Below are 11,381 nucleotides of genomic sequence, written 5' to 3' on the forward strand. Positions count from 1 at the left end.
CGAGGCCCTGGACACCCTCGGCACCCGCACCCGCCGCAGGTACCGGCTGGCCACCGTCACCGTCGACCACCTGCGGGCCGGCAAGCTGGAGAACGGCCACACGTGCGCTGGGCCCTGGAGTCGGGCAAGCACGTGTGCACCACCAACAAGGGCCCGGTCGCACTCGCCGGCCGCGCACTGAAGCAGCTGGCCGCCGAGCGTGGTGTCAGCTTCGAGTTCGAGGGCTCGGTCCTCAGCGGCACCCCCATCCTGCGCACCGCCCGGCGCATGTTCGGCGGCCTGGAGATCACCGGCGTCCAGGGCATCATGAACGGCACCTCGAACTACGTCCTGGGCCGCCTCGAAGAGGGCGTCGAACTGTCGGCCGCCATCGCCGAAGCCCAGAACCTCGGGTACGCCGAAGCCGACCCCACCGCCGACATCGAGGGCCACGACGTCACGCTCAAGGTCATGATCCTGGCCAACGAGGTCCTCGGCGCCGACCTGCGCCGCGAGGACGTCTTCTGCGAGGGCATATCGGCGATCACGCCCGCCGAGGTGCGGGACGCCGCGGACAAGGGACTGCGCTGGAAGCTGGTCGGCTCCGCCACCCGCCACGAGGACGGCAGCGTCGATGCCCGCGTCGCCCCGCTGGCCCTGCCGGCACACCACCCTCTGGCGGGGGTCTCCGGCCCCCTCAACGCGGTCGCCTTCCACACCGACCTCCTCGGCACCGTCACGGTCTGTGGCCCGGGCGCCGGCCGTACCGAGACCGCATACGCCCTGTTGTCGGACATCATCGCCATCCACCAGCGCCATGCCGACGACGACACCGTCCCCACGCGTCCCGTCCTGAAGGAGACTCACCGTGTCTGACACCGTCGTGCCCCCCGGCATCGAACTGGGCACCGACACGGCGCCCGTGCACAACCCCTACACCGGCGAGGTCATCGCCTCGGTGCCCACCGTCGACGCAAGCGCCGTGGGCGGCATCCTCCAGCAGGCCAGGTGCGGACGCCGTACCGCGGGCGCGCTGTCCCGCGCCTCCCGGGCCGCGGTGCTGGAGCGCGCCGCCCACCTGGTCGAGCGGCGCGCCGAGTCCTTCGCCCGACTGATCGTCAGCGAGGCCGGCAAGACCATCGTCCAGGCCCGCAAGGAAGTCGCCCGCGCGGTCAACACCCTGTCCCTGTCCGCGGCCGAGGCACGGCGCAACGCCGGCGAGGTCATCCCCTTCGACTCCTACGAGGGCTCGGAGAAACGGCAGGGCTGGTTCACCCGCGAACCGCTGGGCATCATCGCCGCCATCACCCCGTTCAACGACCCCCTGAACCTGGTCGCGCACAAGCTCGGCCCGGCCGTCGCCGGCGGCAACGCGGTCATCCTCAAACCGTCCGCGCTGACGCCGCTGTCCGCGCTGCGGCTGGTCGACACCCTCATCGAGGCCGGCCTGCCCGAGGAGATCGTCACCGTCGTCAACGGCGATGCCGATGTCGCCGCCGCGATCGTGGCCGCCCCCGACGTGCGCATGATCTCCTTCACCGGCGGCTTCGCCACCGGCGAGGCCATCTCCCGCACGGCCGGCCTGAAGAAACTCGCCATGGACCTGGGCGGCAACGCCCCGGTCATCGTCATGGACGACGCCGACCTGGACGAGGCGGTGGCCTCCTGTGTCTCCGGCGCGTTCTGGGCCGCGGGCCAGAACTGCATCGGCACCCAGCGGATCCTCGTCGCGGCCGAGGTCTACGAGCGCTTCCGCGACGCCTTCGTCGCTCGCACCCGGCTGTTGCGCACCGGCGACCCGCTCGACGAGCGCACCGACGTCGGTCCCATGATCACCCAGGAAGCCGCGGCCGCCACCCGGGCCAAGGTCGACACGGCGGTGGCCCAGGGCGCGGTACTGCTGTGCGGCAACACCGTCAACGGCTCCCTGTACACGCCGGCAGTCCTGGAACACGTCCCCGCTGCCTGCTCGATCTGGCAGGAGGAGGTGTTCGCCCCGGTCGTCGTACTCCAGCCGTTCACCTCCTTCGAGGACGCCATCGAGCAGGCCAACGCCATCGACTACAGCCTCCACGCCGGCATCTTCACCTCCCGCCTGGATCGCGCCCTGACCGCGGCCCGGCTGCTGGAAGCCGGCGGAGTGATGATCAACGACTCGTCCGACTACCGCTTCGACGCCATGCCGTTCGGCGGATTCAAGCACGGCAGCATGGGCCGGGAAGGCGTCCGCTTCGCCTTCGAGGTGATGACCCAGCCCAAGGTCGTCTGCGTCAACCACATCAGCGAAGTGGTCCAGTGACCGCCTTCCGCGCCGAGCGCGAACCCTTGGCACCGACCGGTGACCGGGAAGGACGCCGGGATGCGCTGCTCATCCCGGCTCCGCCGAACCCCGCCTTCAGCGACGGCGGTTGACGACGCTGGACAGGGTGAGCGCGGTGACCGTGTCCCGTACACCGGGCATCTGGGCGATGTCCTCCCGGATGCCCCGTACGCGTTCCAGCGAGGCCGCCTCCAGGCGCACCATGATGTCGAAGTCGCCGCTGAGGATCTCGCAGATCACGACCTCGGGGATGCGCTTGAGCGCGGCCAGGACATCGCCGCCACGCATACGGTCCTGGCGGTGGACGAGTACGAGCGCCGAGACGACGTCCCCGGTGTCGTAGCCCGCGCGGACGATGGTGTAACCGGCGATGTGGCCTTGACGCTCCAGACGTTCGACGCGCTGGCGCACCGCGTTGCGGGACAGCAGCACCTTGCCGGCCAGCTCGGAGTGCGAAACGCGGGCGTTGCGGGTCAGCTCCGCGATGATCTTCTCGTCGATGGCGTCCATTGTGGACCTCCGGGGCGTGCTCGTCGGTGTGCTTCTCCACGCGGCCAGGCAGAGTGCGGCGTCGCCGAGCAGGTGCGCGACGAAGTGGGTTCTCGGTTCAGGTGTGGGGGGTGGCGATGGCGGCGAGGTGCGTGCCGGGGCGCACGGTCAGCCCGTTCATGTCGTAGATGATCGTTCCGGTGGAGACGGCGGAGACCTTGAGCTCGGTGCCGTCGACCGGGTCGATGATGCGACCGATGGTCTGCCCCTCGGTCACCTCGTCACCGGTGACCGCGTCCGGGTACCAGAGGCCTGCGGCCGGAGATTCGACCTCGCCCGTCCAGATCCAGTCACGCGGCTGCACGGTCACCGGTGCGAGGCTTTGCGGCGCCTCGATGACGCCGAGGTGGTGCAGGAGCCGGTGCAGGCCGTCGAGGAGCCTGCGGACGGTGGCGGGGCCCCGGTCGCCGAGTTGACCGGTCTCGATGAGGATCGCGGGGATCCCCCGCCGGTTCGCGGCGGCGTGGCTGTTGCCACCGTCCGGGCTGGTCCCGAAGATGACCCGCTCGTATCCGACCGCGTGGGCCATGGCCCTGATCTTCGCGCTCAGTGCGTCGTCGGACGTGAGGCGGTAGCCGACGAAGTCGAGCAGTCGCTGGTCGATGCCGCCGCTGTGCAGGTCCACGTAGGCGTCGGCGCCGTCGATCAGGTGCTCGAACAGCCAGGCCGCCATGCGGTCGGTGGGGCCGCCGTCCTTGTCGCCGGGGAAGACGCGGTTGATGTTCACGCCGTCCAGCGGGGAGATGTTGAGCCTGCCCCCGTAGACGGCCGGGAAGTTGGCCACGGGGCAGATCACCACCTGACCGGCGACCTCGTCCGGTTCCAGCAGCCCGGCCAGGCGGGTGGCGGCGTCGACGCCGATGAACTCACCGCCGTGGACACCACCGGTGATCACGACCCTGGGGCCGGGCCGGGAGCCGCACACGAGGATCAGGGGCACGTCCACTGTGGTGGTGCCGATGTCGGCCGGCAGACACCCGCGGGTCTTGCGGCCGGGCTCGGCCCGCAGCGCGCCGATGGTCAGGGTCATGGCTTTCCTCGTTCGCGCTCAGGCCGCGGTGCGGCCGTGCGTGGTGATGAAGTCGATGGGCTGGGAGGTGTGGCCGTCCAGGGCGAGGTCTGCGGCGATGTCGCCCATGGCGGGCGACATCTTGAAGCCCTGGCCGGAGAACCCGGCCAGCAGGACGATGTCGTCACAACCGGGCAGGGGGCCGACCAGCGGGAGGGTGCTGTCGGTGTAGCCCTCCATGAAGACGGACAGGCGCACCGGGTCGGGGTTCAGACCGGGCAGGTGGCGTCGCACCGCCGTGGTGAAGGATTCCAGTTCTTCCGGTGCGACGGTCCGGTCCAGCCGGTTGGGGTCGTCCACGGGCTTGTGGTGGGGCTGGGGCAGGCCGAGCTTGACGGCCAGGCCGTCCGGGGACGGGATGCCGTAGAAGGGGGTGTCGCCGCAGCGGATGAAGGCGGGACGCTCGGCGCCTGCCGGGTGGTCCTGGTGGGGCAGGAACCAGGCGCTGATCGTGCGGTAGATGCTCACGTCCCACGGCAGGTCGGGCAACAGGTCGCCCACCCAGGGTCCGGGGGTGACGACGGCGGCGTCGAAGCGCTCAGTGGCGGTGTCGGTGCGGATCTCCACTCCTCCCCCGGCGACCGGGGTGACTTCCCGCACCGGCGTGTAGCGGCGGATCCGGGCCCCCAGCTCCTCGGCCCGCCGGGCCGCTGTCTGAACCGTCAACTCGGGGCGGACGAAGCCCGCGTGGGAGTCGAGGATCACCAGGTCGCCGTCGTCGACGCGGAACTGCGGGAAACGCTTCGCCATGGCCTCGGCGCCGATCACCTCGTGGTCGAGGCCGTGCTCGGCGATGCCGTCCATGACGGTACGCATCTCGGGGTCGTCGGCCGGTCCCATGACCAGGGCTCCGGTCAGACGACGCAGTTCCCGCCCGGTCTCCGCCTGCAACTGCTTCCAGAGGGCGTCGGCGTGCCGGACGAGCGGCACATAGCGGCCGTCGTGGGTCTGCACGCTGCGGAAGACCCGGGTCTCGCCGCCTGCGGCGCTGCGGTCGTGACCGGGCGCGAACCGGTCGTAGCCGACGACCTCGGCACCCCGGGCGGCCAGCCGCCAGGCGGCCTGGCTGCCCATCGTTCCCACGCCGACGACCGCGACGCGCTTCCCCGCAGCTGACACAGGGCTTTCCTTTCGTATCGCCGGGCCGCAAGCTGGGCCCGAGCGTGAGGATGCTTGGTGGCGACCTGGAGAGGACGGCCCATAGGGGTCCCATTGCTCACCTTTCGTCCCGCGTCGGGACTCCCACCCAGTCTCACCGTGCCACATTGTGGCATATTGTGCTATTATCTGGCACAGAGAATTGCAGGAGCTCAGGGCGGAGTCAATAGGCCCGAAACGGTGACCACTCCCGCACAAGGGAGCGCTCCTCGCCGCCCACCTCGCAGGTTCGCGGAGGTTGCCGCTACAGCCCCACCACGGGGGCCAGTTGCGAGCGCAGCGCGCCGGCGTGGGGCTGCAACGAGCCGTCGAAGGCGGCGGATCCGATGGTGAAGGCGTCGGCTCCGGCTGCTGCGAGTGTCTGTATCTGGTCGGTGCTGGTGATGGAGCCGGCGATGACCAGGCGGCCGGTGGTGGCGGCGCGGGCGGCGCGGACCAGGTCGAGAGGGTCGGCATCGGTGGCGCGGTAGGCGAGGAGGTCGACGCCGGCGCAGCCGGCGGCCTCCGCTCTTCGGCAGTCGTCGGCGATGCGGTCCGGGGTGCCGGCGAGGCGGGTGGGGTGCCCCAGGGGTTCTCCGGCGAAGGGCAGGTAGCCGACGGAGGTGCCGCGCAGGAGGTTGAGGGTGTCCTCGATCCAGGTGCCGCCCATCAGCCAGTCGACGCCGAGTTCGGTGGCCGTCTGTACCGAGGCAAGGGCTTGGTCCCGGTGGGTGCTGACGACTTCGAGGTAGGTGGTGGCGCCCATGTTCCTGATGCGGGTGTGGAGTTGGGCGAGGGTGTCGGGGTCGACGCCGATGTCCTTGAATCCGATGTGGGTGATGCCGAGGTCCTCGATGGTGTCGAGGACTTCAAGGCAGTCGGTGACGGTGCGGTCGTCGCGGGTGAGCATGAAGATGAAGTCCATGGTGTCCTTCGGATCTGTGCGGGGGCTGGTCTGGGTCGGTGGGTCAGGGGCGGTCCGGTGCCCCTTAGGACAGGCGGTCGGCGTGGGTCAGGGCGGCGAGCAGGCTGGTGTGGTCGGCCGTGCCGAGACCGGCGATGTCGAAGGCGGTGCCGTGGTCGACGCTGGTGCGGACGAAGGGCAGGCCGATGGTGATGTTGACGCCGTGTTCGATCCCGAGGTACTTGACGGGGATGAGGCCCTGGTCGTGGTACTGGGCGACCACGGCGTCGAAGGCTCCGGCGCGGGCTCGCATGAAGACGGTGTCGGCGGGCCAGGGTCCGCTGGCCTGGATGCCTTCGCTCTGCGCGGTCTGGATGGCGGGGGTGATGATGTCCAGGTCCTCGCGGCCGAACAGGCCGTTCTCCCCGGCGTGGGGATTGAGGCCGGCGACGGCGATGCGGGGGGCGGGCAGACCGCTGCGCTGGAGTGTGCGGTGGGTGAGGCGGATGATGTCGAGCACGCGCGGGGTGGTGATCGCGTCGATCGCGGTGCGCAGTGACTGGTGCACGGTGACCAGGACGGTCCGCAGTTCGTCGGTGGCCATCATCATCGCGTAGTCCGTGGTGCCGGACAGGTCGGCGAGGATCTCGGTGTGCCCGGGGTAGGGGACGCCGGAGATGCGCAGTGCTTCCTTGTTGATCGGCGCGGTCACCAGAGCCCGTACCTCGTGGGCCATCGCGAGCTCGATACCGCGGCGGACGTAACTGAAGGACGCCGCTCCGGCTCGGGCGTCGAGGGTGCCCCAGGGCAGGTCGGCGGGCAGGCTGCCCTCGGTGAGGACGTCCACCGTGCCGGGTGCGAACGTCGCCTCGCGGACTGATGTGACGGGGCGGAGTGCGAGCTGGGTGTCGGCGATCTTGTTGGCGCGGGCGAGGACGTCCATATCGCCGATGACGACGACGGGCACGGTGCGCCGGGCATCGGCGCACGCCTTGAGAGTGATCTCGGGGCCGATTCCGCAGGGGTCGCCCATGGTGACGGCGATCGGGGTCATGCGTGCTCTCCTGGGTCGGGGCGCTGTCGAATGAGGTGGCACAGGCGCAGGAGCAGGGCGTCGTCGCCGAAGCCTCCTGCCTTGATCAGCACGGGAAGGGGGAGGGGGCCGGTCAGGGATCCGCGGACGACGCCGGGTTCGGGTTCGTCGAGCAGGTCGATGCCGGTGGCACCGAGGGGCTGGAGCACGGTGGTGGCTGTTTCTCCCCCGGTGATGACGAGTGCGTCGACCGTGTGGTCCTCGGCCAGCACCCGGACGACTGCTGCCTGAGAGCTGGCGAATACTTGGGCGCTCTGCGGCGTGTGGCGTTCGTCGGGTGTCCGCACGGTGAGGACGGGGGCCGTGAGGCCTCGCAACGCCTCCACGGCCGGGGCCGGATCGACGCCGACGGTGACACCCTGGACGTCCGCCCTGGTGTGCAGCGCGGCCAACTGCCGTCGGGTCGCCGGGTTGGTGCTGCCGACCACGATCAGCGGACGTCGGACCGGCGGCGGGGCAGGCGGTGATGCGGCGCTGTCCGTGGCGCGTGCGCACCTTCGGGCCAGGGCGGCCGCCAGGCCTGGGGAGCCGACCCACAGCACTTCGTCGAGTCGCGGCACCGCTGCCACCAGACGGTCGAGGTCGCCGTCTTCGGAGGCGGAGTAGACGATCAGGCGGCCGTCATCGATCAGTTCGGGCAGCTCGGCTGCCCGGTCCGGCTGAACGAGAGCGGCCTCCGGGAAGAGCGTGGCGAGGTCCGAGCACCGCACGGGGTGCACCGGGTCGCGGGCATAGTCGCTCTCGTGAACCGGTACGCCCCCCACGTACTGGACGCCCTCCACTGTCACTCTGCCCTCCGCGGGGAAGGCCGGAGCGATGACGACGGCCCGCTTCCGCGATCCCGCCCAGGCGGCCCGCACCTCTGCCGCGACATGACCGCGCAAGGTGGAATCCACTGTCTTGAACAGCAACTCGGAATCGGCGAACAGGCGGGCCGCCCGCCACGTAAGCGCAGCGGCAGCCTCCTCGTCCAGCGACCGGCTTCCAAGGTCAACGGCACTCACGCCCACGGCGTGCCGCGGCACGCCTTCCGTGGTGGTGAGCAGGATCCGGGCCTCGTGACCTGCCTGGCGGAACGGTGCGGCACCGTCGCCGGCGCTGGTGAGGTCATCCGCCAGGATGGCGATCCCCTGCCGCACGTGGTCGCGGAATGTCATGCCCCACCTCTCCGTCAGTCACCCTCTTCTGTGACCAGATCAATGGTCGTCGAGGTGAAGGAGCAGGACAAACGATTCCTTCTCACAGGACCTGTGACTTGAGTTCACGCATGCGATGGTCGGCCCTTCCCCCACTGAATACGCTGCTGCCCTTCGAGGCGACCGTCCGGCACGCGAGCATGACCGCGGCGGCGCAGGAGCTGCACGTCACGCATGGTGCGGTGAGCCGACAGATCCAGAACCTGGAACGGTCCCTTGGAACATCGCTGTTCGAGCGACAGACACGCGCCCTGCGCCCGACCCCGCAGGCTCGCCAGCTGGCGGCCGTCGTCCGGGACGCACTCGATCAGATCGATGCGGCAGCCCGGCAGATCTCGCACCGCACACCCGCAGGACCCCTCACCCTCTCGTGTGAGCCCACACTTCTGATGCGGTGGCTCATTCCCCGGCTCCCGGATCTGGCCGTGAACGTGCCGGACGTCGCCGTCCACTTGTCCGCCGGCGGCGGCCCCGTCTTCTTCGAGCGGGACAACATCGATCTCGCGATCCGCAGGGACGACTTCCCGTTCCCCGAGGAAGCGAGCCGTACCCGCTTGTTCGCAGAGCGGATCGGACCCGTCTGCCGGCCCGATCTGGCGGCCCGCCTGACCGGAGCCGGCGGCATGGCGCAGGCACCCCTCCTGCACACCGACACACGACCTCAGGCGTGGGACGACTGGCGACGCATCACCGGCATGACAGCAGAGCCCGCCTCCCAGCAGACCCTGGAACACTTCTACCTGACCCTCCAGGCCGCCGCGGCCGGCGTCGGTATCGCGATCGCCCCGTATGCCGTGGCCCACGACGACCTGGAACGGGGGCAGCTGGTCGCCCCCTTCGGTTTCGTCCCCGACGGCACCAGCTACCACCTCCTCAGCCGTCAATCACCCGAGCAGGACGGACGTGTCCGCCAGTTGACGGCATGGCTGCGGGCCAAGACCAGCCAGCTCGAAAACGACCCCGAGCCGGTGTGACCACCGGACAAGGGGTCGCCACCCCGGTCACCACGTCGCCCGGCCAGGGCGTGGGCCAGCCCCGCGCTCGTGTCGGCTTGTTCAGGTGTTGAAGCCGGGCATCGACAGGTACTTGAGCTGCTGGTACTCGTGGAGGCCCTCGGGTCCGCCTTCGCGGCCCAGACCGGACTGCTTGACCCCGCCGAAGGGCGCCGCGACCTCGGAGACCAGCCCGCGGTTGATGCCCACCATGCCGGCCTCAAGACGGGAGGCGACTCTGCGGGCGCGGTCGATGTGAGACGTCATCACGTAGGACGCGAGGCCGTGCTCGGTGTCGTTGGCAACCGCCACGGCTTCGGCCTCCGTGGAGAAGCGGTGGATGGCGGCAACGGGCCCGAAGACCTCCTCGTGCATGATCGCGGCATCGGCGGGGACGTGGTCCAGCACGGTGGGGGCGGCGTAGTGGCCCGGCCCGTCGGGGATGTCCGCCGTGCCGACGACGACGGCACCACGGGCCACGGCGTCCTCGACGAGATGGCGGACCTTGTCCACCGCCCGGTGGTCGGCCAGCGGACCGAGCTCGGTGTCCTCCCGGTCCGGGGAGCCCACCCGGAGGGCGGCAATCCGCTCGCCCAGCGCGGCGGCGAACTCGTCGGCGATTCCCTCCTGCACCAGGAACCGGTTCGCGCCGACACAGGACTGTCCGCTCAGCCGCATCTTCGCGATCATCGCTTCGCGGACCGCGAGGTCGAGGTCGGCGTCGTCGAAGACCAGGAACGGCGCGTTGCCGCCCAGCTCCATCGAGGTGCGCAGCACCCGGGCACCGCTCTGCTGAAGCAGCAGCCTGCCGACCGGGGTGGAGCCGGTGAAGGACAGCTTGCGCAGCCGGGGGTCGGCCAGCAGCGCCGTGCTGACAGCTGCCGCGTCGCTGCTGGTGACCACGGTCAGGACACCCGCGGGCGCTCCGGCCTCACGCGCCAGCTCGCCCAGGATCAGGGAGGACAGCGGAGTGAGCGCGGCCGGTTTGAGCACTGCGGTGCAGCCTGCGGCGAGGGCGGCCGCGACCTTGCGGGCGGCCATGGCCAGCGGGACGTTCCACGGGGTGATCAGCAGGCAGGGCCCCACCGGTTCGGCGACGGTGACGATGTGGCTCTTGCCGTCCGGGGAGGGCGTGCTGCGGGCGTGGGGGCGGACCGCCTCCTCGGCGTACCAGCGGAAGTAGGCCGCGGCGTAGTCGACCTCGCCCCGGGCTTCGGTGATCGTCTTACCGATCTCCAGGGTGATGATCCGGGCCAGCCGCTCACGGTGTTCGCTCATGGCGTCGGCGATCCGGTGCAGGACACTCGCCCGGTCCCGCGGGCTTGCGAGGGCCCACTGGTCGGCGGCCGCGGCCGCCGCGTCCAGGGCCTTCACCGCGTCCTGTGCGCCGCAGTCGGCCACGGTGGCGATGACTTCCTCGGTCGCGGGGTTGCGCACCTCGAAGGTGCGACCGCCGGTGGCGGGTTGCCAGTCGTGGGCCAGGAAGCCACGGGGGACGGATTCCAGGAATGCCGACTCCCCAGAGGGAGCGGTGAGGGTGTCAGTCATGCGCGTGGCTCTTTCGCTGATCGCAAGGTGGTGTGTCAAGGGAGCACGATCGGAGGATGGTCATACGGCCTCGCCTCCGGGGTTGGCGACGCCGACCGTGTTCTCCACCGACAGCAGGGAGTCCTGCCGTCCGGAGCCGAGCCAGCGCACCAGGGCGACGAGGCCCAGGGCGAGGATGGCGAAGGCGATGAGGATGGCGCTGACCGCGGTGACACTGGGGTCGATCTCGAAGGTCAGGGAGTTGTAGACCTGGACGGGGAGGGTGACGGTGTCGACCGAGGACAGGAACTGGGAGATGTAGAACTCGTCGAAGCTGGTGATGAAGGAGAAGATCGCCGCCGCGATCATGCCCGGTGCCGCCAGAGGGAAAGTGATCTTCCGGGCGATCGTCAGACGGCCCGCACCCATGCTGGCGGCGGCGTCCTCAAGCCGTTCGTCGATCCCGCGCAGGGTCGCGATCAGGATCAGCACGGCGATCGGTGCCGCCAGAACGGTGTGACCGAGTGCGATGGCGATGGGGCTGCCCAGCATCGCGGCCGGCTCGAACAGCAGGAACAGTCCGAGTGCGGTGACGATCTGCGGGATGACCAGCGG

At 70.2% G+C, this 11,381-nt stretch carries 11 protein-coding genes and 1 pseudogene; 4 read left to right on the forward strand and 8 right to left on the reverse strand.

What is annotated here, in order from left to right:
- From AB0E85_RS38830 to AB0E85_RS38840, 3 genes and pseudogenes are all read left to right on the forward strand, one after another.
- Nucleotides 1-94, forward strand: a pseudogene (locus AB0E85_RS38830) (IMPACT family protein); the annotation flags it as partial.
- A gap of 8 nt (nt 95-102) precedes the next feature.
- Nucleotides 103-855 (forward strand): homoserine dehydrogenase, encoded by a 753-nt coding sequence (locus tag AB0E85_RS38835; RefSeq protein ID WP_361937482.1) that lies wholly within the window; start codon nt 103-105, stop codon nt 853-855.
- Nucleotides 848-2,278 (forward strand): aldehyde dehydrogenase family protein, encoded by a 1,431-nt coding sequence (locus AB0E85_RS38840; protein WP_361937483.1) that lies wholly within the window; start codon nt 848-850, stop codon nt 2,276-2,278. The genes AB0E85_RS38835 and AB0E85_RS38840 overlap by 8 nt, the downstream gene beginning before the upstream one ends.
- A 96-nt stretch (nt 2,279-2,374) precedes the next feature.
- Here the strand turns inward: AB0E85_RS38840 and AB0E85_RS38845 are convergent, their stop codons facing one another.
- The 6 genes from AB0E85_RS38845 to AB0E85_RS38870 all read right to left on the reverse strand — a co-directional run bounded on the left by AB0E85_RS38845 (nt 2,375) and on the right by AB0E85_RS38870 (nt 8,208).
- Nucleotides 2,375-2,809: an Lrp/AsnC family transcriptional regulator gene (locus AB0E85_RS38845; protein WP_361937484.1), complete on the reverse strand. Its 435-nt coding sequence runs from the start codon at nt 2,807-2,809 to the stop codon at nt 2,375-2,377.
- 97 nt (nt 2,810-2,906) lie between these two features.
- Nucleotides 2,907-3,878, reverse strand: a complete 972-nt coding sequence (locus tag AB0E85_RS38850) for a succinylglutamate desuccinylase/aspartoacylase family protein (protein WP_361937485.1) — start codon at nt 3,876-3,878, stop codon at nt 2,907-2,909.
- An 18-nt stretch (nt 3,879-3,896) separates the two neighbouring features.
- Nucleotides 3,897-5,036 carry an N-methyl-L-tryptophan oxidase gene (gene solA, locus AB0E85_RS38855; protein WP_361937486.1) on the reverse strand — a complete coding sequence of 380 codons (1,140 nt, stop codon included), beginning with the start codon at nt 5,034-5,036 and terminating at the stop codon, nt 3,897-3,899.
- Between the two features lie 283 nt (nt 5,037-5,319).
- Nucleotides 5,320-5,979, reverse strand: coding sequence for a HisA/HisF-related TIM barrel protein (locus AB0E85_RS38860; RefSeq protein ID WP_361937487.1), 660 nt, complete (start codon nt 5,977-5,979; stop codon nt 5,320-5,322).
- Nucleotides 5,980-6,043: 64 nt separating this feature from the next.
- Nucleotides 6,044-7,012 (reverse strand): 4-hydroxythreonine-4-phosphate dehydrogenase PdxA, encoded by a 969-nt coding sequence (pdxA, locus tag AB0E85_RS38865; protein WP_361937488.1) that lies wholly within the window; start codon nt 7,010-7,012, stop codon nt 6,044-6,046.
- Entirely contained in the window at nt 7,009-8,208 is a 1,200-nt protein-coding gene (locus tag AB0E85_RS38870; protein ID WP_361937489.1) for a four-carbon acid sugar kinase family protein, read from the reverse strand. Before AB0E85_RS38870 ends, pdxA begins: the two co-directional genes overlap by 4 nt.
- 110 nt (nt 8,209-8,318) lie before the next feature.
- Here AB0E85_RS38870 and AB0E85_RS38875 point away from each other — a divergent pair, with 110 nt between their 5' ends.
- Nucleotides 8,319-9,221 (forward strand): LysR substrate-binding domain-containing protein, encoded by a 903-nt coding sequence (locus tag AB0E85_RS38875; protein ID WP_361937490.1) that lies wholly within the window; start codon nt 8,319-8,321, stop codon nt 9,219-9,221.
- 81 nt (nt 9,222-9,302) lie between these two features.
- Here AB0E85_RS38875 and AB0E85_RS38880 read toward each other — a convergent pair whose 3' ends face one another.
- Together AB0E85_RS38880 and AB0E85_RS38885 are read right to left on the reverse strand one after the other, a co-directional pair.
- The gene (locus AB0E85_RS38880; RefSeq protein WP_361937491.1) at nt 9,303-10,787 is read right to left on the reverse strand and encodes an NAD-dependent succinate-semialdehyde dehydrogenase; all 1,485 of its coding nucleotides are present in this window, start codon (nt 10,785-10,787) and stop codon (nt 9,303-9,305) included.
- A gap of 60 nt (nt 10,788-10,847) precedes the next feature.
- Nucleotides 10,848-11,381, reverse strand: a 534-nt coding sequence (locus AB0E85_RS38885) for an ABC transporter permease subunit (protein ID WP_361937492.1), incomplete at its 5' end; no start/stop codon positions are given.

Source organism: Streptomyces sp. NPDC029044 (assembly GCF_040637495.1).
GTDB lineage: Bacteria > Actinomycetota > Actinomycetes > Streptomycetales > Streptomycetaceae > Streptomyces.

Bases quoted from the DNA above. Each gene is read 5' to 3' on its own strand.
- AB0E85_RS38845 (WP_361937484.1), bottom strand. From the start codon at position 2,809: ATGGACGCCATCGACGAGAAGATCATCGCGGAGCTGACCCGCAACGCC.
- AB0E85_RS38850 (WP_361937485.1), bottom strand. From the start codon at position 3,878: ATGACCCTGACCATCGGCGCGCTGCGGGCCGAGCCCGGCCGCAAGACC.
- AB0E85_RS38860 (WP_361937487.1), bottom strand. From the start codon at position 5,979: ATGGACTTCATCTTCATGCTCACCCGCGACGACCGCACCGTCACCGAC.
- pdxA (WP_361937488.1), bottom strand. From the start codon at position 7,012: ATGACCCCGATCGCCGTCACCATGGGCGACCCCTGCGGAATCGGCCCC.
- AB0E85_RS38870 (WP_361937489.1), bottom strand. From the start codon at position 8,208: ATGACATTCCGCGACCACGTGCGGCAGGGGATCGCCATCCTGGCGGAT.
- AB0E85_RS38875 (WP_361937490.1), top strand. From the start codon at position 8,319: ATGCGATGGTCGGCCCTTCCCCCACTGAATACGCTGCTGCCCTTCGAG.
- AB0E85_RS38880 (WP_361937491.1), bottom strand. From the start codon at position 10,787: ATGACTGACACCCTCACCGCTCCCTCTGGGGAGTCGGCATTCCTGGAA.